The organism is Shewanella sp. S23-S33, assembly GCF_043359565.1.
Lineage (GTDB): Bacteria > Pseudomonadota > Gammaproteobacteria > Enterobacterales > Shewanellaceae > Shewanella > Shewanella oncorhynchi.
The window spans coordinates 67913-88508 of sequence record NZ_JBHFFD010000021.1; the positions used below are offsets into that span (position 1 = coordinate 67913).

The following is a 20596-nucleotide window of genomic DNA, read 5'->3' on the forward strand; positions in this document are numbered from 1 at the left end:
TTAATCCCTCAACGATGCGTTGAACTCGGACTTAAGGGCAGAAACGACTGAACCAACGGTCTCAGCAATCTCTTTTTCCTCAAGCGTACGAGTAGTGTCTTGTAATGTAAGTGCTATCGCCAGGCTCTTCTTGCCAGGTTCAACACCTTTACCTAAGTATACATCGAACAAGTTTATGCCAACCAACTGATTTTCGCCAACTTTTCTTATCAATTTCATTACATCACCTGCAGATACACTCTCATCTACTACGACTGCGATGTCACGACGATTAGCTGGAAACTTAGATACAGCTTGGGCTAGCGGCAAACTGGTATGCAATAAAGCATCCAATTCCAACTCAAAAACGATGGTTTTACCATTGAGTCCAAAAGGCTTCTCCAAACTAGGATGGATAGCACCTATATGACCGATCACTCGATCATTTCTCAATATTTCAGCACATTGCCCCGGATGGAGAGCAGAATGCGTCGCTCCTCTAAAGCTAAATTCTGATGCGGAAACTGTCAAGCCGATAATTGCTTCTAAATCACCTTTAAGGTCGAAAAAATCAACAGTTTTCGATTCCATAGCCCAATGTTCATCATTTTGGAGCCCAGTAATGACACAAGCGAGCATTGCTTGCTGTCTTACACCGGATTCTGCATTGATATCAGGAACAAAGCGCAGGCCAGTTTCAAAAAGTCTCACGCGACTCTGTTGACGACTTTGGTTGTAGCCAACGGCGGCCAATAAACCGGTGAACATTGACAGGCGCATGGCCGACATTTCACTGGAAATTGGGTTTGGTAACACCATAGCGTCTAAACCAGGATGAACCAGATTTTGCAGTTTTGGATCGACAAAGCTGTAGGTTACCGCTTCTTGGAAACCACGAGCGACCAATAAGGCACGCACGCGTTTTAGGCTTAAGTCAGATTCTTTATGATCTGACATACGCAGCGCAGCAACAGGCGCCGTATTCGGGATATTGTTATAACCGTAAATACGGGCAACTTCTTCGATCAAATCTTCTTCAATCGCCATATCAAAACGATAAGTCGCGGTAGTGACCTGCCAACTATCTTGGCCCACAACCACACTGAAGCCGAGACGTTGTAGAATTTCGACCACATCTGTGTCTGGTACATGGTGGCCTAAAATTCGATCTAACTTGCTACGACGTAAAACGATTTGTGCAGGTTTGGGTAAATCAGCCTCTGATTTAGCCTCAACGATAGGGCCAGCTTCACCACCACAGATATCCAGTACTAAACGCGTAGCACGGTCGATAACCTTGTGTTGCATCTCAGGGTCAACACCACGCTCAAAGCGGTGTGATGAATCTGTGTGCAAACCTAAACGACGTGACTTCCCCATAATGGCAAGCGGCGCGAAGAAGGCACATTCAAGCAGTATGTCTTGGGTCGTGTCGCTCACGCCTGAGTATTCGCCGCCAAACACGCCTGCAAGGGCTAATGGACGCACATCATCGGCGATCACTAAGGTATCGCATGGAATCGTGACCTCGCTGCCATCAAGCAGAGTGATTTTCTCTTCGCCAGTGCCTAAACGCACTTGGATATCGCCTGTTAATTTGGCAAGATCGAAAGCGTGCATAGGTTGACCGAATTCAATCAACACAAAGTTAGTGATATCAACGATAGGATCGATAGAGCGAATACCGCTCCGGCGCAGTTTTTCCTGCATCCATAATGGCGTAGGCGCTTTCACATTGACGTTTTTAACCACACGGCCTAAGTAACGTGGACACGCTGCAGGCGCGTTAACGTTAATCGTGACCTTTGCATCTGTCGTTGGCGTGACGGCTTGCCACTGTGGCTCAACTACTGTTTGGCGGTTTAACACGCCCACTTCACGGGCAAGACCTGCCATACCTAAGCAATCGGCACGGTTAGCCGTTAAGTCTACATCGATAACGGCATCATTCAGTTGCAGATAATCGCGGATGTCAGTGCCGAGTGGCGCGTCCAATGGCAATTCGATGATGCCATCACTTTCGACGTTGATGCCAAGCTCGCTGTATGAACACAACATACCTTCTGATGGCATGCCACGCAGCTTGGCTTTCTTGATTTTGAAATCGCCAGGTAATACGGCGCCAACCATAGCCACGGCCACTTTAAGACCCTGACGGCAGTTTGGTGCACCGCAGACGATATCGATTAGTTCGCTACCACCGACGTTGATTTTGGTCACGCGCAGTTTATCGGCATCGGGATGCTGACCACACTCAACCACTTCACCAATCACGACACCGCTAAAGTCGGCAGCTACGGCTTCAACGTCATCGACTTCGAGACCAGCCATAGTGATCTGGTGGGATAATGCTTCACGGCTGACTGAAGGGTTTACCCATTCACGAAGCCAAGATTCGCTAAATTTCATGCTATTACAGCTCCGTTATTTAAATTGCTTCAGGAAACGTAGGTCGTTTTCAAAAAACGCACGTAAATCGTTTACGCCGTAACGCAACATAGTTAAGCGCTCGACACCCATACCAAAAGCAAAACCAGAGTATTTTTCTGGATCTATGCCAACGCTGCGCAGTACATTCGGATGTACCATACCGCAGCCAAGCACTTCTAGCCATTTACCATTTTTGCCCATCACGTCCACTTCCGCTGAAGGTTCAGTGAATGGGAAGTAAGATGGACGGAAACGCACTTGCAGATCTTCTTCGAAGAAATTACGCAGGAAGTCATGCAAAATGCCTTTCAATTCAGCAAAGTTAACATGCTCATCAACCAACAACCCTTCCACTTGGTGGAACATAGGCGTGTGAGTTTGGTCGTAATCGTTACGATAAACACGACCAGGAGAAATAATGCGTAATGGTGGCTTTTCAGTTTCCATAGTACGGATTTGCACGCCCGAAGTTTGGGTACGCAGCATCAGTTTAGGATTGAAATAAAAGGTATCATGATCAGCACGCGCAGGATGGTGCTCAGAGATATTCAGTGCGTCGAAATTGTGGAAATCATCTTCAATTTCAGGCCCCTGCTTTACCGAGAACCCTAATTCCCCGAAAAAGGTTTCGATGCGCTCAATGGTTCGAGTCACAGGATGTAAGCCACCGATCTCTTGGGTGCGGCCTGGCAAAGTCACATCAATCTTTTCGGCGATTAATTTGGCTTCCAATTCCGAACTTTTCAGACCATCGATGCGCTCAGTTAATTTTTGTTGAATCGCCTGTTTAGCATCATTGACCGCTTGGCCAAAGGCTGGCTTTTCTTCAGGGCTTAAGCTACCCATCATTTTCATCATGTCGGTGATCTTACCTTTCTTACCAAGGTAATCGACACGGATATCATCCAGTGCTTTTAGATCACTGGCCTGGTCAATAATGACTAAGGCTTGTTCTACGATCTCAGTTAACTGCTGCATTTTCTCTTCCACTGCATAGTCGCGCTTGATAAACAAGTGCTATGGGCGCCAAACTTTCAGGCTATTTGGGTGCTCAGGTTATCGGGCGTTAATGCCAGACGCTTTGCTAGCTATAACGAAATAAAAGGATAGAAATTTTACGCGAGCGAGCGGCATATTACTAGGGCTTATTGGGGGTTTTTATCATGCAAATTCATGTGTTACCCCAGTTTGGAACCTGAGTTTTGCTCAAGGGGAAACCCAAACCTCGATTCTGACGTAAACAACTTCCGCTTTCAGCCACTAGCAGCATTTGTAACTAAACTGTAAACTAACACCTGTACCTTGCCAAAATTGCAGCAAACAACACAATAACGACTGCAATTAGACTACATTAACCATATAAATCATTACAAAACAGAAAACTATAAAGTCTATGGCAAACTGACCGATATAAATTCGGTTCATGGCCCATTTTATCGAGGCACTCATGAAAGAAGTAAAATTTCGCTGGATAGATCAATATCTTATCCATATGACCTTAAAAACTAAATTCGCTATTCTCTCTATCGTTCCCATGTTAATGATTGTCGGACTGGCGCTTTTCCTAGATAACCAATCCCAGCAAACCTTAATTCAAGGACAGCTCAACAGTTTGCAAAATGCTTCACAACAAATCAACCAAGTCACTGGCAGCTTATATAACAAACTACCAGAGCAAGAACGCCAAACTATCCTTAATCAACTTAGTCGCGAAATTGAAGGTAATGTCAGCATTGTTTCGGTAAATGAAGCCGATAGCAAAGCCCAATCCATCGCTCGCAGTGGCGGTGGTATCGATGATAGCGGTAAGCAACCTAGAGCTGTGAGTCGGGTTAACGATCAAAACCTGATCACGATTATTCCCCTAGACAGCAAAGAAATTGATGCCTTGCTCGCCAACGATAACCTACTGGTTTATGGCCTAATGGCGGCACTCTTATTTGTGCTATTTTTGTTCAGCTATTACATTTCAACCTTCGTAGGCGGCGCACTTTATACGACGGTGATGGCATTAAAACGGGCCGCATCGGGTGATTTAACGGGGCGTTTAAACTTCTTCGAAGTAAAAGACGAGTTCAGTATCTTAGCCATCAGCATAGATACCTTAGTAGAACGTCAACATACCTTAGTAAAGCAAATCGCAGAATCGACCGCTAAAATACGCGAAATTGTATCATCGTTTCGTAGCACAGCGCAACAAGGTCAATCCTTGGCGGTAAACCAGAGACAACATCTGGACTCCTTAGCGACGGCAATGGAAGAAATGACTGCCGCAGTGAAAGAAGTTGCCCGCAATGCCGAACAATCCTCAGCTGAAACCCAAGAAGCCAATCAACAGGTTAGCGCGGGCGGGAAAGATATTGAAACCACAGTCAAAGCTATTGACGTGTTATCGGATGAAATCTCTGCGGCCTCAAATGCGGTGGGTGTACTCAATGACAACGCCAGTAAAATTGATGAAGTGGTATCAACCATTAATGCGATTTCCCAGCAAACCAACCTACTGGCCCTCAACGCGGCGATTGAAGCGGCACGCGCAGGTGAACAAGGTCGTGGCTTTGCCGTGGTGGCCGATGAGGTACGTACTTTAGCGGGGAGAACTCAGGCCGCAACGGTTGAAATCAAAACCATGATCGAATCACTGCAATCGGGTACTCGCAATCTGACACAAGTGATGTCGCGTACTGTGAATCAAGCCAATGAAGGAAAACAACACGTACTGCAAACGGGTAAAGACTTAGAGTTTATCGCCCACCACAGCAACAAAGTGTTTGAAATGAGTGTGCTAATTGCGACCTCGGCCGAAGAGCAATCGGCAGTGGCCAACGAGATTGCGACTAACTTAATGGAAATTCGCAACCAATCACACGATGTGGAGCAATCGGCCAACCAGTCGGTTTCAGGTTGTGATGAGCTGCAAGCAACAGCTGGTCAACTTGATCAGTTGATGGTGGGATTAAAAATCTAGTCGAGCATTATTTGATGGAATTTAAATTCACTTAACACCCAAAATGCACAAGGGAGCGATAATCGCTCCCTTGTTGTTTTCATTCTGACGATCACTTTCCAATCAACAAGTGTCGTTTCAATTAATAAGTTAATTTTCAATCGATAACGCTACGGCAAAATGAATTCACGTCTGTTAATCCACGTCTTTAAGTGGCCATAGCACGATATGATCTTCAATATCCTTCACGCGTCTTTCATCCACCACCTTGCCTTGGATCGACATACCCGCTAAATGCATCGCTTCTTTGGAGCCTGTGAGCAGCGGATGCCAGCTCGGTAGCTCACGCCCTGCCGCTAGACGGCGATAGGCACAACTGTCGGGCAACCAAGTTAGCTCATGGATATTATCAATCGTGATCACTGTACATTGGGGGACATGGGTGAAACGGTCACTGTAATGCAGACAGCCTGCCGTTTGATGATCGAGCAAAAGGCAAGCTGCATTGGTGTAATACAAGTCTTCGGTTTCATCATCTATCAACTTGTTTAAACAACATTTACCACAACCGTCACACAGGGATTCCCACTCGGTTGTGCTCATCTGCGCTAATGTTTTACTCTGCCAAAATGCCATGATTAACTGTATCTTCTTAATAAAAAACCCGCTCAATGCGGGCTATTTTACACTAATTTGTCGTCAGATACGCAATGCCACTGAGATTAACGAGTGTGGTTTGACGCGCCAGAGCTCATTAGCAGCGTCTTGATGCTGCCTAGTTAATCTTTGATCCCAAGGCTCAGCTTATGCTCAGCCAATAAATTCACCTGAGGTGGCGGAATTTGTAAATAAAAGCCATTTTCTGCCATGGCCGCTCTGACTTTATGTATATCTGCCATACCTAACGCGTCGCGTTTAGCGATAGGAAACACCATCACCAACTTTGGCACGCCAAACATTTCCATCAAAGGCACTGGAACATCGTCAAAACAATCTCTTTTCTTCACAAATAAATAAGTATCAGCCTTTCGGCTACTTTTATAAACGGCACATAGCATAAGAATCAAATATCCAATAGTTCAAACTTGCCAGTCAATGGGGCACACTATAACATGGTCGCCTAGTAATTTAATTGTAAAATCAGCGAACCGACTGATGATTTCTGGAGAATAGTGCCGGGATGTCAAAACCTAGCTTAGAGTTAAAAGGCGCTTCTTTTACTCTTTCAGTGCTTCATATTAATAGCAGCGATTTACAAGCTGTCATGACTGAATTAGACCATAAATTGGCACAGGCTCCTCAGTTTTTTCTGGGTGCTCCTTTAGTCGTCAATCTGAGTGCCATTCAGCACGACAGCTTGAATTTAAGTGCGTTAAAGGATCTGCTGATCTCACGTCAATTAGTGATTGTTGGCATAACGGGCGCGACAACCGTACTCAGTAAACAAGCAAAAGACTTAGGCCTTGCCATAGTCAAAGCGGGAAAACAGAGCAGTACCCCGCCGCCGGCCCCGCGCCAAACTAAAATAGTGAAGCAAAATATTCGTTCAGGCCAACAAGTCTATGCAAAAAATGGTGATTTAATCATATTTGGTGCGGTAGGCAATGGCGCAGAAGTCATCGCAGATGGTAGCATTCATATCTATGGCGCATTACGAGGGAAAGCCATGGCAGGCGCCGCGGGCGATACCAGCGCCGTTATCATTGCCCACTCTCTGGAGGCCGAACTCGTTTCAATAGCAGGGCAATATTGGCTCGCTGAAAATCTACAACAACATAGCTCAGATAAAAGCGGCTGCATTCGCCTAAACGGTGAGTCGCTTATGGTTGAATCATTGCCCCTCTAAATGGCAGAACAAAGGATAGAGAGAAACATGGCACAAATTATTGTTGTCACTTCAGGTAAAGGCGGCGTAGGTAAAACCACATCGAGTGCTGCAATTGCGACCGGTCTTGCCATGCAAGGACACAAGACAGTCGTTATTGATTTCGATATAGGTTTACGAAACTTAGACTTGATCATGGGTTGCGAGCGTCGTGTTGTTTATGACTTCGTTAATGTGATCAATGGTGAAGCCAATTTAAATCAAGCGCTGATCAAAGATAAACGCTGCGATAAGTTATTCGTTTTACCCGCTTCACAGACCCGTGATAAAGATGCACTGACCAAAGAAGGCGTCGGCCGTGTTCTAGACGATTTGGCCAAAGACTTTGAGTTTATTCTGTGTGACTCTCCCGCAGGGATTGAGCAAGGCGCTATGATGGCATTGTATTTTGCCGATATCGCCATTGTGACTACTAACCCAGAAGTCAGTTCAGTGCGCGATTCAGACCGTATTTTAGGTATGTTGCAAAGCAAATCACGCCGCGCAGAACTGAATCTAGAGCCGATAAAAGAATATTTACTCTTGACTCGTTATTCACCGAGCCGTGTAAAATCGGGCGAAATGTTAAGTGTCGACGATGTTCAAGAAATTCTGGCCATTGAGTTACTCGGCGTTATTCCTGAGTCACAATCTGTACTGAAAGCCTCTAACTCAGGCGTACCAGTGATTATTGACCAAGAAAGTGATGCAGGTTTAGCCTACAGTGATACAGTCGCACGCTTACTGGGTGAAGATGTACCAGTGCGCTTTATTACGGAAGAAAAGAAAGGTTTCTTACAACGGATATTTGGTAGCTAATTATGTCTTTACTCGACTATTTCAAAAGCAAGAAAAAGCCTAGCACTGCGGTAATGGCAAAAGAGCGCCTACAGATCATCGTGGCTCATCAACGTGGACAAAGGGACACTCCCGATTATTTCCCACAGATGAAACAAGAGATCATTGCCGTTATTCGCAAATATGTGCCGATTTCTGATGATCAAGTTTCTGTGCAGTTAGATCAAAACGACGCCAACCTGTCGGTACTCGAGCTTAACGTCACTTTGCCTGACAGATAAGTCGATGACACAAAAAATGTCATCTTCAATTGAAGATGACATTTTGATGTGGATGTTTTTCAGCGATAGCTTCAAGTACGAAATATTAAGCACTAGACCTCAAGCTTTGCTAAAGCCTCAGTTGCCAATTCCCCTCGCCAACCGCATAACACTGCCGGTAAATCCCCTTGTTGCTTATCCCAACGCCATTGCAAAAACTCATGGATATGACGTTTAGAACCGAGCATTTCCTGCGGCACATCATGCTTTTCGCATAATTCGACCAAACAGCTTTTAATCGCTTTAAAGGCCGATTTGTAGCCTGATTTTAACGCCAATACATCCACTAACTCGGGTAAATTAACCAAATCCGCAGTTTGTAGCACACGTAATAAATCTTTGCCGTGAATGCGTTTTTCCTGTTCGGTCAAGTCATTGAGCTTAAACAAATCAGCCGAAGTTTTAGGTTGCTTCTTCGCTAATGCAATAAGACCATGATCTTTGATCACAAAACCTAAGGCTAAATCACGGACTAAGGCTTTTTCAAGGCGCCATTTGGCGAGCACTTTAAGGTAAGCCAATTGAATTTCAGTGAGTTGAAAAGCATTTTTCACTTTCAAATAGGCTGTATCGAGATCAGGATCGGCAAGCCTGCCCTGAGTCATCCTTTCCCCTTCCTCGTATAACCAAGCTAAACGCCCTTGGGCGCTGAGTTTCGCTTCCAGTTGAGGATAGAGCTGATACAAATACAGGACGTCATTGGCGGCGTAGCTTAACTGGGCTTCCGTTAAAGGACGACGGATCCAATCTGTACGCGACTCACCTTTATCGATCACTTCACCAAGGCAAGTTTCAACTAACTTGGCATAACCCACCCCATGACCCATACCACACAAAGAGGCGGCAATTTGGCTATCAAACAAAGGCGTAGGCTGACATTTGCCATAGTGGGCAAAAACTTCTAAGTCTTCACTGCAGGAATGCACTAGCTTAACGATATTCGGGTCCGATAACAGCGCCCAAAACTGGGCTAAATCAGGTAAAGCCACCGGATCAATCAAAGCTAAGGTTTTACCATCATAGGCTTGGATCAAACCTAACTTGGCATAATAAGTACGAGTACGAACAAACTCGGTATCTAACACGAGTATCTTACTCTGTTTATATTGGGCAACGAGGGCATTAAGGCTTGCTTCATCACTCACATATTGAAACGCTGACAAATTCTTCTCCAGATCCTGTGGGTCAATCACAGTCCATAAAAACAAAAGCCGGCAAATGCCGGCTTCAATCTTACGCGCGCTTAGCTTCGTCTCTAAGCTCTCGTCGCAAGATTTTACCCACGTTGGTTTTAGGTAACTCGTCCCTAAATTCTACCAGCTTCGGCACTTTATATCCCGTTAAATGAATACGGCAGTGCTTAATGATGTCTTCAGCGGTTAAAGATTTATCTTTTGCCACCACAAATACCTTCACTAACTCGCCACTGGCGTCGTTTGGCACACCAACGGCAGCCACTTCAATCACTTTTGGATGAAGTGCGACCACTTCTTCGACTTCGTTAGGGAATACGTTAAAGCCTGATACTAAGATCATATCCTTCTTACGGTCGACAATATAGAAGAAACCTTTCTCATCCATATAACCAATATCACCCGTGGCTAACCAACCGTCAGTGTCGATCACTTTGGCGGTTTCTTCAGGACGTTGCCAATAGCCTTTCATCACCTGAGGACCTTTACCAAACAGCTCGCCGGTTTCGCCTTGGGCTAATACCTTGCCGTCATCATTACGGATTTGGATCAGTGTCGAAGGTGCAGGAAAACCAATTGAACCGTTATAACCGTCTAAGTTATATGGACAACAGGTTAATAAGGGTGAGGCTTCCGTCAGACCATAACCTTCAAGTAAACGGGTTTTAGTAATGGTTTGCCATTTATCCGCCACGGCTTTCTGTACCGCCATGCCGCCACCGATAGAGAGTTTTAAGCGAGAGAAATCCAACTGGGAAAAATCATCACTGTTCACTAAAGCGTTAAATAAGGTATTCACCCCAGTTAATGCGGTAAAAGGATACTTTTTCAACTCAGCCACAAATCCTGGGATATCGCGAGGATTGGTGATGAGTAAATTCTGACTACCTTTGTGCAAAAACAGCAGGCAATTCACGGTCAAGGCGAAGATGTGATACAACGGCAAGGCCGTTACCACAAACTCACTGCCATCGTTTAAAGCGGGAGAATATGCACCATCGGCCTGCAATACGTTTGCGACAATATTACCATGGGTCAACATAGCGCCTTTAGAGACCCCAGTGGTGCCACCAGTGTATTGTAAAAATGCTAAGTCATCGTTAGTAACTTCAGGTTTGATGTATTGCATGCGACGACCCGTTGATAAGGTATCGCGCATTGATAAGGCATGGGGTAAATCGTATTTTGGCACTAACTTCTTGATGTACTTCACAACAAAGTTCACTAAGGTACGTTTTGGTGCACTTAATTGATCACCTAAACTGGTGATAATCACGCTTTCAACGGGAGTTTGATCGACCACTTCTTCTAAAGTGCGGGCGAAGTTTGACACCACCACAATGGCTTTAGCGCCAGAGTCAATCAACTGATGTTTAAGTTCGCGCGGTGTATAAAGTGGGTTAACGTTAACAACCACCATACCTGCACGCAAAACACCAAACAGTGCAATGGGATACTGCAACAGGTTTGGCATCATCAAAGCGACACGGTCGCCCTTTTCAAGCTTTAATTCATTTTGTAAATACGCAGCGAATGCTCGGCTGCGTTCTTCCAATTTACGATAGGTTAGCGTGGCACCCATGTTGATAAATGCAGGTTGATCTTCATACTTAGCCACCGCTGTCTCGAACATATCGACAAGCGATGAGTATTGTTCCACATTAATTTCAGCAGGCACATCTTCTGGCAAATGATTAATCCAAGGCTGATCCACTACTCTCTCCTAAATCCCCACAACTGCGGAAACAATATCCATACAAGCGTCAAGACTCGATAAATACCGAGTTAAAATACCGGCTTACATTTTATAGTTATTGATTTACTCGTCATAAATCATACGAGCGTTTTAATTTTGATCATCATCACATAAAAAAAACAAAAAACCTAGCGTCTTTTTTATACCCATATGAGCAACCTATTAAACGAATTTGCGGATCAAACGTGCAACGCCTTCGGCATTGTCCATATGCACATGATGATCGCCCTCAATTATGTGCTCAGACAAATACTTGAACCACGTTCTGGCCTTAGGTATCGCGCTCTGCAACTGGCTAAATCCCTGTTTGCCACAAATTAATAAGGTTTCAACATTGATGTCCTGCATCAAGGCATCAACTTGGGCGAAGGTTAATCGTTGGGGTGAATCTAATCTTAATCGAGGATCACTACGCCAACCTATGCCATCACCTTCGGGCTTCATATTACGATCGAGCAACAAACGACACCAAGGTTCGGCAAGTCCTGTTAAATGTGTCCTCGCCCGCACCGCAGTATCTATACTGTCGTAAATCTTTGCCTGCCCATGCTTCTGAGTTAAATACTTCTCATGCTGATAGAAGCTTTTTTTCAATCGCGCCTTAGCTTGCGTTGGCAACTCAGACAAGGGGCTTAACGCTTCGATCAATACCAGCTTGTTAACCTTTTCGGGAAACGTCGCCGTGTAAGCTGAGGCGATTATACCGCCGAGCGAATGCCCAATCATTGCCGCTGGCTTTTGCGGTAATGCCGTTAACAACGCGTCTAAATCATACAAATAATCAATCCAATGCAGCGGATAGTGTCCCGGCCTATGTGCAGAAAAGCCGTGTCCTGGCCAATCAATGGCAAGCACTTGATAATCAAGTAAATGTGCTGCTAAGGGTTCAAAACTGTTGGCGTTATCTAACCAACCATGTAAGGCAAGCAATAAAGGTTTATCCTTCGCCCCCCATAATCGACCCGCGACCTTAATATGAGGTAATACAAATTCGATTTGATTTTTGGGGGCGAAAGATTGCCACATAATGCCTCTGATGTCAGGTAATTAAGATGATTTTTTGACAAATTTAAGTGTCATACGGTCACTTTCACCGATCGCTTGGTATTTTTCTTTATCGGTATCACCCAAGGCAAAAGAGGGCGGTAGCGTCCAAACACCTTTGGCGTAATCTTTCGTATCTTTGGGGTTCGCATTGATTTCTGCACTTTCAACTAAGGTAAAACCTGCTTTTTTGGCTAAAGCAACCATAGCTGCTTGATCCATATAGCCAGTGCTGAAGTTCATTCCTTCGTTGGCTCTATGCTCTACCACGCCAAAGATACCGCCGTCCTTCAACACTTTATAAGACGCGGCAAACACGTTTTCCAACTGTTCTGTCGATGCCCAGTTATGTAGATTTCGGAAGGTTAATACCAGATCAGCACTACCGTCAGCGCCTAAATCCATCTTATGTGGAGGATCGAAGGTAACAATCTTAGCATTGCCCATGACGTCTTTATTGGCCGTCATCCACGCAGCATACTTAGTACCCGCGTTCGCGCGATAACGATTTCCGGGAGTATCTGTCGCAGGAGCCGTTTCGAAACTGGCTGCGATATATTGGCCCTCTTTAGCAAGATAAGGCCCTAATATTTCACTGTACCAGCCATTACCCGGCCAGAGTTCAATCACAGTCTGTTTTGGGGTAATGCCAAAAAAAGTTAAGGTTTCAGCGGGATGACGATAAACGTCACGGCTGGCATTTTTAGCCTGACGAAAATCGCTTTTTAAGACTTTATCTAAGCTTTCATCGGCATAGGTAACACTCGAACATAAACCAGCAAGCAGCAGACTGGCAACTAAGGTGACTTTTTTCATTGTAATTCTCCATGGATACCGAAGGCTTAACCTAGCAGCCAATGGCCAAAAATCCAAGGAATAGAAGTCGGAAAACTAAGCTTTAAGCGACATAAGTGTTTATAGCTCAAAGTGATGAGCAAAATCACCTTTACCTAAATCAACAAAGTTCAAAGCAGAAAAAAGATGAGTAAAACACTAGACGACTGAGGCATTAAACAAGCTTGAGAACTAACGACTTGCGGCATTATCTACGCGGCGCCACGCAAAATACAAAGCGCAGGCACTGGTTAATAACCATAATCCCACCCAAATCCACGCGGGGATCCAAGAACGCTCGGCCAACATCACTGCATCACCTTGACCATCAAGCCCGAGCAACACTGTCGGACTCGCAAGTGCATTAAGCATGATAATCAAGCCAATAATACGCAAAAACTGAGTCAACATTTTGTTTTGACTGAGTTTAAGCGGTAACAACAAAATAATAGTCAGCACAGCTAAAATCGCTAACGTGAGAATATCCCTGCCCCAAAGCAAGCCGCTTAGCACAACTAAGGCACCTAGCAAGGCAAAACTCACGCGGATCCCCTTTGGCCAAGTCGCTAATAAATAGATTAAATATCCCCAGCAGGCTGCACCAAAATACCCAGCAAAGCCAATAAACATCGGCGAGCCGCCTTGGCTAAAACAAAATCCTGCGCCGTTTGGAAACAACTGAATATGGCTGACCACGCCCGAGCTTAAAATCGTTGCAATGCCATGGGACAGTTCATGAAAATAGCTTTCAAGCCATTTAAACGGCACGCTCAAATAGGGAATTCGAGTTATCAATAAAGCTAAAACTAGCTCGATAATAAACAAACCACGGCTTGGCACACCGCTTGTGGCTAAGCCTGTCAGTTTAGAAGAGGAAAATCGCGAGGTTGAACTAGAAGACGTTTTTTGATGCTCAAGCATACAAGTCCACACCCACCATTTGCTGAATTTCATCGCGTTTGGCGGCATGTTGGGTTTGTAAATATTGGGCAATCGCTCCCTGATGGCCGCGAGTATCTTGCTCATACTCGAGGTGCGCACCAAGCCTTGACTGTAAATTTCCTGCTGCGCTTTTACTTTTAGGCTGAGTTTCTAAACTAAGGGCTTCGACGGCATCTTGCTCAATCACTGGGCGTGACGATTCAGGCGCAGTCAGCCCCTGAGCGATAGCGGGTCTATTACTCGCTACAGCATTCGTCAAACTCATTTGATTCACATTAACTTGCATCAAGAAGCCTTAAGTTTGCACTATTCATCGTTAAGCCATTCATCGTAAAGAATGCTTAGCATTAATTGCCTGAGATTCTATCGCAGATACTCAGGCAAAGAACAGCTTATTCACGACCGGGTAACTTTTTCCATGTGACTGTATCACGTAAGTACACAGGTTCAAGCTGATCGACCGAGGTTGTCAGTCCAGCTTTTATGCCTGCTTCAGCCAATATCAGCATAGCCTTTGCATCGGGATATTTCACGGCCTCGAGAGCTAAAATCCCCTTGCCGAGTGCCAGCAAATCGGGATAAGCATCAAAACCTGTGCCGCAGCCCACAATTGGCGCTTGAGTATCGAGCTGAAGTTGTACGTCCGCAGGTGAACTGACCACTTCTTTACCGACAAGCGTTGCAATACCGTCAACGGCCACAAACTGGCCCCAATACACTTCGCCCATGCGCGCATCAATGGTGCACAAAACTTGCTCGGCTTGATGCTCGCTAATCGCCATTTGTGCCATTGCCGCTAAGGTTGAAATACCAATCACAGGCAAATCTAACCCCAGTGCCAGACCTTGCGTCATGCTAGTGCAGATGCGGATCCCCGTAAAACTGCCAGGGCCTCGTCCGTAAGCAATCGCAGTCACTTTATCTAAGCGAATGCCCGCTTGCTTGAGCACTGAATCGACCATAGGCAGCAGACGTTGACTGTGTTCACGCGGTGCATCGGCAAGTTCAGCATAAATCTGACCTTGGTATTGCAGCGCAGCTGAGCAGGATTCGGTACAAGTGTCTAAGGCAAGAATACAAGCAGAGTGTTCATGTGTTATTGTCATTTCAAAACCGGATTAGCGGGCAAGATTTCGCATCAAATTTACATAATCTGTATTGCGCGAATATGCCATGAGAAAACTGGCGCAAATAATAACATCAAATGTCCGAAAACAAAGGGCTAAGCAAGCAACTCAGCTAAAATAGCGCCCTCATGATATTCAGTCGCAAATCTGGACGAGATGAATTTATGTGATCTAAGTCAATGATCAATAAACTCATTAATGAATATAGCTCGCTTGGGGAAACTTTTTCAACTTTGATTGTCAGAGCAGAAAAGTAAGGGGCGAATTTATCCCTTGCCATTCCCTTAGTATTGTACGATTGCTTTAACCCGCCTTCGATAAGGACATTTCATGTTAAACACGCCTCCATTGCGTCGCTTAAGACGCTTACGTAATTCAGAAGCAATGCGCGATCTGCTGCGCGAAACCCATATTTCGCTGAGCGATCTTATCCATCCCCTGTTCATTGAAGAGCACATCACCCATGCAGTGCCTATCTCCACGCTACCTGGCATCAGCCGTTTACCTGAGAGCGCACTGGCGGATGAAGTTCGCGAGCTTTACGCCCTCGGGATCCGCTATGTGATGCCCTTTGGGATTTCCCACACTAAAGATGATAAGGGCAGCGATACATGGGACGACAATGGTTTACTCGCCCGTATGGTGCGCACCATTAAAGCTACCGTGCCTGAGATGATGGTGATCCCCGACATTTGTTTTTGTGAATACACAGATCACGGCCATTGCGGCGTGGTGCACAATAATGAAGTCTGCAACGATCTCACAGTCGAAAATTTAGTTAAGCAATCGATAACAGCCGCCAAAGCGGGCGCTGATATGTTAGCACCATCGGCCATGATGGACGGTCAAGTGAAAGCCATTCGCCAAGGGCTCGATGCCGCAGGTTTTGAACATGTGGCGATTCTGGCCCACTCGGCAAAATTCGCCTCTTCCTTCTACGGTCCTTTTAGAGCCGCGGTCGATTGTGAACTCAGTGGAAATCGCAAGGGATATCAACTGGATTATGCTAATGGTCGTCAAGCCCTGTTAGAAGCCTCATTAGATGAAGCCGAAGGCGCCGATATCCTGATGGTTAAACCCGGCACACCCTACTTAGATGTGCTCAGCCGTTTAAGACAAGAAACCCACTTGCCACTCGCCGCCTATCAAGTCGGCGGTGAATATGCGGGCATTAAATTTGCCGCCCTTGCGGGCGCGTTGGATGAGCGTGCGGTGGTGACTGAAACGTTTATCGGCTTAAAGCGGGCGGGTGCAGATTTGATTGTCAGCTATTACACCAAACAATACGCCCAATGGTTAACTGAAAGCCGATAGTTGCGTCAGTAGCTAATCAAAAGTTACGCTAATCGTTAAACCCATAGCTAAGCTGCTTGTTAAGAGAACAACTAGGTTTTGCACTTTAGAAAACCCATAAAAAAACGCCACCTTTATCGGTGGCGTCTTTGTATTTAACACCCTGTGCTAAATCGCTTAAGCCTTCTGCAATCTTGTAAACAAGGCTTTCACTTTTTCGACTTTAGGACGCACGACCATCTGACAATAGGGCTGCTCACCGTGTAAAGCGAAGTAGTCGTTGTGATAATTTTCAGCGGGATAAAAAGTATCAAATGCTGAAACTTGGGTCACTATCGGCGCATCAAAAACCTTGGCTGCTGCTAACTGAGTCAGCATAGCGGTAGTTTGCTCTATCTGCTCAGCATTATGGGTAAACACCACTGAGCGATATTGTGGCCCCTTATCATTACCTTGGCGATTAAGCGTGGTCGGATCATGGCTCTCAAAAAAGACCTGTAATAACGTCGTAAAATCAATTTCCTCAGGGTTGAACTCGATATGCACAACCTCTGCATGGCCGGTTTGGCCCGAGCAAACAGATTTATAATCGGCATCATGGGCATCACCGCCAGCATAGCCAGAAGTGACATTCACCACGCCCTTTAGGCTTTTAAAAATCGCTTCGACGCACCAAAAACACCCAGCACCAAAAGTCGCAAAGTGATTAGGTGCTGGTTCAACAGCATCATCCATCCCTTTGAACACCATAGATACGGAGTTAACACAGTGACGGATATTGTTAGGTGTTAACATTTCACCTTCAAAGACATGCCCCAAGTGACCGCCGCACTGGCTACAAACAATCTCGGTTCTGCGGCCGTCAGCGTCTATATGGCGGGTTACAGCGCCGGCAATTTCATCATCGAAGGCAGGCCAGCCACAATGGGCATTAAATTTATGCTCAGAGCGATACAAGGGGGCATGGCATTTTTTGCATAAATACAAACCCTTAGCATCGTGCTCATAATACTCACCACTAAAGGGGCGTTCAGTGCCTTTCTCTTCGATAACATAGCGTTCAAAATCGGTCAGTTTATTCATATTAATGCCCTTTCGACTCACGTCGTTGTGTATTTCAATATTCTTTGATTAAGAAGCTGATTTATAAGGAAGCCAACATAAGACCCACTCCAAGCAAGATTTCTTGCACTCGGCTTCAAAATGCAGCTGACATCAATCCAATCACAACAAATCTAATACTCATACTAACGGATTTGGTGACTAAAATCTTACCACTCAAGTAAGTACTAATATAAGTGTTCATATTAAGTACTCATATAAGCAACTGCATAAATGACGGAAAATACGGCAGTTGATCCAGATCACAGTCGCTGAGTATTTGCACCCACATCAGCGCACGGCTACACTTGCAGCGGGTCAAATTACAACTAAATATAACAAGTAGAAACCAAAATGAAATTAGAAACCATTGATTATCGCGCTGAAAACAGTGCCCAGCAATTCGTTGAATCACTTCGGGAAACTGGCTTTGGTGTTTTATCTAATCATCCGATTGATAAGCGCTTAGTTGAAGACATCTACACCGAGTGGCAAGCCTTTTTTAATTCAGAAGCCAAAAACGACTATATGTTTAAAAAAGAAACCCACGACGGTTTCTTCCCTGCGTCGATTTCTGAAACCGCCAAAGGCAACACAGTCAAAGACATTAAAGAGTACTACCACGTGTACCCTTGGGGCCGTATCCCCGATTCACTGCGTGCCAATATTCTCGCCTATTACGATAAAGCCAACGCACTGGCTGCAGAACTATTAGAGTGGATCGAAACCTACTCACCAGAAGACGTAAAAGCCAAGTTTTCGATGCCATTGCCAGAAATGATCGCCAACAGCCAAAAAACCTTGCTGCGCATTCTGCATTACCCGCCGATGACGGGCAGTGAAGAAATGGGCGCCATTCGCGCCGCGGCCCACGAAGATATTAACCTTATCACAGTGTTACCTGCAGCCAATGAGCCTGGGTTACAAGTGAAAGCCAAAGATGGCACTTGGTTAGATGTCCCAAGCGATTTTGGCAACATTATTATCAATATCGGTGACATGTTACAGGAAGCCTCTGGCGGCTATTTCCCATCGACATCACACCGCGTCATCAATCCTGAAGGTACGGATAAAACCAAGTCACGGATCTCTTTACCGTTATTTTTACATCCAAACCCTGCAGTCGTGCTATCGGATCGCTATACCGCTGACAGTTATCTGATGGAAAGATTGCGCGAACTCGGGGTGATCTAAGCCTTAATTCAGCCTATTAATACAAGTAACAATCGCAAGAGACAGTCAAGGATTAAGCGATTAAAGCGCCTTAGGGCGCTTTTTTTATGACATTCGCCACCTTCAAGGTAGAATAGCCGTTCTTTAAGTTATTTAGGACAAGGCGTTATCATGGCAATTCAGTGGTATCCGGGGCATATGCACAAGGCACGCAAGGAGATTGAAGAGGCAATGCCTCAGGTCGATCTTGTTATTGAAGTGCTGGACGCGCGTATTCCCTACAGTAGCGAAAACCCCATGGTGGCTCAGCTTCGAGGCGACAAACCTTGTATCAAACTGCTCAATAAATCTGATCTGGCCGATCCAGAGATCACCGCACAATGGATTGAATACTTAGAGCGTGAGCAAGGCGTCAAAGCCACAGCGATCACGACACTGCAAGCGGCAATGGTGAAAAAAATCCCTGATCTCTGCCGTAAGCTAGTGCCAAGTCGCGATAAAACCGAAAAAGACATTCGCACTATGATCATGGGGATACCCAATGTTGGGAAATCTACCATTATCAATACCTTAGCTGGCCGTGTTATCGCCAAAACTGGTAACGAACCTGCGGTAACCAAAACCCAGCAACGGATCAATTTACGTAACGGTATCGTGCTGTCGGATACCCCAGGTATTTTATGGCCCAAAGTGGATAACGAAGCGAGCAGCTATCGCCTTGCCGTCACTGGCGCGATTAAAGATACGGCGATGGAATATGAAGATGTGGCCCTGTTCGCCGCCAAGTATTTCTTAACCGCTTATCCAAAAGAGATTTGTGAGCGCTATAACTTAAGTGAATTACCCAAGGATGATGTCGCACTTCTCGAGGAAATCGGCCGTAAACGTGGTGCGCTGCGTCCCGGTGGTCGCATCGATATGCACAAGGCATCAGAGTTATTACTGCATGAATATCGCTCGGGGAAAATAGGCTTACTCTCGCTAGAAACGCCTGCGATGGCAGAGCTTGAAAAGATTGAAGTCGCCCGTATCATGGCCGAAAAAGAAGCAGAGAAAGAAACCAAACTGGCAGCAGAGAGACTTAAACGTTCAGGCAAACGTCATAACGACTAGTCAGCCTGTCACTCTGCATTTGGAATATAAGGCGCATAGTTTGTTAAAGACAAGATGCTGATGACTTTTATATTCCAGCTTATGGCGCTCATTCATCAAGTTTAAAGTTAAAGCCAGTATATTGAATATACTGGCTTTTTTATTATCAGAAACGAAACTTTCGCGTTAAAAAAAACTTTTACGCCAATGACTTCTGCGTGCCTGATATAAGATCTCAATATCAGCCAGTCATCATCCTCTTGGCACAATACACCAAGGAGCCATCTTGGGTTTGACGGCACAGCAAAGGTGCTTTAGTCGCGGGATGGATCTACCACTTCTTTCAAGTTTTCTAATGGTACCCACCCTGATTCTTCACTGACAGCTTTTATACACCATACCCAGCCATTCAACATTCGTGTGCCAATGAGTTGTTCACCTTCATGCACATTAAGTTCTCTTGCCGTATAGTCCTCAAGCGCCAGCCCGTTGGCATTTTTTAGGCGCTGAATCACTTGACCAGGAACCCAACCAGCATCTTGCCCTGGCGTAGTGCAAAGGAACCAGAGATCCCAGCCTTCAGGGCCTGCATATTTGTCTCCAACGGTAAGAGAATCACCTTTTTTGAACGTAATGGGGTTAGGAAACTCGCTTTCATGTGGATTGACAACGATATATTTCTTAGCAGTCATTTTTTCATCTA

The 20596-nt window shown here is 45.4% G+C and carries 20 protein-coding genes; 7 read left to right on the plus strand and 13 right to left on the minus strand.

The annotated features are described in order from the left end of the window. Complete coding sequence (gene pheT / locus ACHA99_RS06350) at positions 1-2388, minus strand: phenylalanine--tRNA ligase subunit beta (RefSeq protein WP_393941733.1); 2388 nt, start codon at positions 2386-2388, stop codon at positions 1-3. A gap of 15 nt (positions 2389-2403) precedes the next feature. Next, the gene (pheS, locus tag ACHA99_RS06355) at positions 2404-3387 is read right to left on the minus strand and encodes a phenylalanine--tRNA ligase subunit alpha (protein ID WP_006081368.1); all 984 of its coding nucleotides are present in this window, start codon (positions 3385-3387) and stop codon (positions 2404-2406) included. A 469-nt stretch (positions 3388-3856) separates the two neighbouring features. On the opposite strand from pheS, the gene ACHA99_RS06360 reads away from it, so the two are divergent. Next, positions 3857-5377: a methyl-accepting chemotaxis protein gene (locus ACHA99_RS06360; protein ID WP_393941734.1), complete on the plus strand. Its 1521-nt coding sequence runs from the start codon at positions 3857-3859 to the stop codon at positions 5375-5377. Between the two features lie 174 nt (positions 5378-5551). Here ACHA99_RS06360 and ACHA99_RS06365 read toward each other — a convergent pair whose 3' ends face one another. Both ACHA99_RS06365 and ACHA99_RS06370 read right to left on the minus strand, forming a co-directional pair. Further along, positions 5552-5992 (minus strand): YcgN family cysteine cluster protein, encoded by a 441-nt coding sequence (locus tag ACHA99_RS06365; protein ID WP_219250509.1) that lies wholly within the window; start codon positions 5990-5992, stop codon positions 5552-5554. 143 nt (positions 5993-6135) lie between these two features. Next, the gene (locus ACHA99_RS06370) at positions 6136-6414 is read right to left on the minus strand and encodes a YcgL domain-containing protein (protein WP_028760191.1); all 279 of its coding nucleotides are present in this window, start codon (positions 6412-6414) and stop codon (positions 6136-6138) included. A gap of 122 nt (positions 6415-6536) precedes the next feature. Between ACHA99_RS06370 and minC the strand changes: the two genes are divergently transcribed. The 3 genes from minC to minE are packed head-to-tail and all read left to right on the plus strand — an operon-like array spanning position 6537 to position 8299. After that, entirely contained in the window at positions 6537-7202 is a 666-nt protein-coding gene (minC, locus tag ACHA99_RS06375) for a septum site-determining protein MinC (RefSeq protein ID WP_006086392.1), read from the plus strand. 27 nt (positions 7203-7229) lie between these two features. Further along, a complete protein-coding gene (gene minD / locus ACHA99_RS06380; protein WP_006086391.1) occupies positions 7230-8039 on the plus strand; it encodes a septum site-determining protein MinD in 810 nt (269 codons plus the stop codon). A gap of 2 nt (positions 8040-8041) precedes the next feature. Further along, complete coding sequence (gene minE / locus ACHA99_RS06385; protein ID WP_028760193.1) at positions 8042-8299, plus strand: cell division topological specificity factor MinE; 258 nt, start codon at positions 8042-8044, stop codon at positions 8297-8299. A gap of 92 nt (positions 8300-8391) precedes the next feature. Here the strand turns inward: minE and rnd are convergent, their stop codons facing one another. The 7 genes from rnd to tsaB all read right to left on the minus strand — a co-directional run bounded on the left by rnd (position 8392) and on the right by tsaB (position 15213). Beyond that, complete coding sequence (gene rnd / locus ACHA99_RS06390; RefSeq protein WP_028760194.1) at positions 8392-9501, minus strand: ribonuclease D; 1110 nt, start codon at positions 9499-9501, stop codon at positions 8392-8394. 70 nt (positions 9502-9571) lie between these two features. After that, entirely contained in the window at positions 9572-11245 is a 1674-nt protein-coding gene (fadD, locus tag ACHA99_RS06395; RefSeq protein ID WP_028760195.1) for a long-chain-fatty-acid--CoA ligase FadD, read from the minus strand. Positions 11246-11449: 204 nt separating this feature from the next. Beyond that, a complete protein-coding gene (locus ACHA99_RS06400; protein WP_393941739.1) occupies positions 11450-12313 on the minus strand; it encodes an alpha/beta fold hydrolase in 864 nt (287 codons plus the stop codon). Between the two features lie 21 nt (positions 12314-12334). Then, positions 12335-13147 (minus strand): class I SAM-dependent methyltransferase, encoded by an 813-nt coding sequence (locus tag ACHA99_RS06405; RefSeq protein WP_212599827.1) that lies wholly within the window; start codon positions 13145-13147, stop codon positions 12335-12337. Between the two features lie 210 nt (positions 13148-13357). Continuing rightward, entirely contained in the window at positions 13358-14086 is a 729-nt protein-coding gene (locus ACHA99_RS06410) for a M50 family metallopeptidase (protein WP_393941741.1), read from the minus strand. Further along, entirely contained in the window at positions 14079-14393 is a 315-nt protein-coding gene (locus tag ACHA99_RS06415) for a hypothetical protein (RefSeq protein ID WP_006081355.1), read from the minus strand. The genes ACHA99_RS06410 and ACHA99_RS06415 overlap by 8 nt, the downstream gene beginning before the upstream one ends. Positions 14394-14499: 106 nt before the next feature. Continuing rightward, a complete protein-coding gene (gene tsaB, locus ACHA99_RS06420) occupies positions 14500-15213 on the minus strand; it encodes a tRNA (adenosine(37)-N6)-threonylcarbamoyltransferase complex dimerization subunit type 1 TsaB (protein ID WP_393941743.1) in 714 nt (237 codons plus the stop codon). 351 nt (positions 15214-15564) lie between these two features. On the opposite strand from tsaB, the gene hemB reads away from it, so the two are divergent. Next, complete coding sequence (gene hemB, locus ACHA99_RS06425) at positions 15565-16548, plus strand: porphobilinogen synthase (RefSeq protein ID WP_028760201.1); 984 nt, start codon at positions 15565-15567, stop codon at positions 16546-16548. A gap of 156 nt (positions 16549-16704) precedes the next feature. Here the strand turns inward: hemB and ACHA99_RS06430 are convergent, their stop codons facing one another. Then, a complete protein-coding gene (locus ACHA99_RS06430; RefSeq protein WP_393941746.1) occupies positions 16705-17610 on the minus strand; it encodes a bifunctional methionine sulfoxide reductase B/A protein in 906 nt (301 codons plus the stop codon). Between the two features lie 372 nt (positions 17611-17982). Between ACHA99_RS06430 and ACHA99_RS06435 the strand changes: the two genes are divergently transcribed. Further along, on the plus strand, positions 17983-18822 hold the full coding sequence (locus tag ACHA99_RS06435; RefSeq protein WP_113939512.1) for an isopenicillin N synthase family oxygenase: 840 nt from the start codon (positions 17983-17985) through the stop codon (positions 18820-18822). A gap of 150 nt (positions 18823-18972) precedes the next feature. Further along, positions 18973-19914 (plus strand): ribosome biogenesis GTPase YlqF, encoded by a 942-nt coding sequence (gene ylqF, locus ACHA99_RS06440; RefSeq protein WP_393941748.1) that lies wholly within the window; start codon positions 18973-18975, stop codon positions 19912-19914. A 293-nt stretch (positions 19915-20207) separates the two neighbouring features. On the opposite strand, the gene ACHA99_RS06445 is transcribed toward ylqF, so the two are convergent. Then, entirely contained in the window at positions 20208-20585 is a 378-nt protein-coding gene (locus ACHA99_RS06445; protein ID WP_393941750.1) for an SH3 domain-containing protein, read from the minus strand. Positions 20586-20596 lie beyond the last annotated feature (11 nt).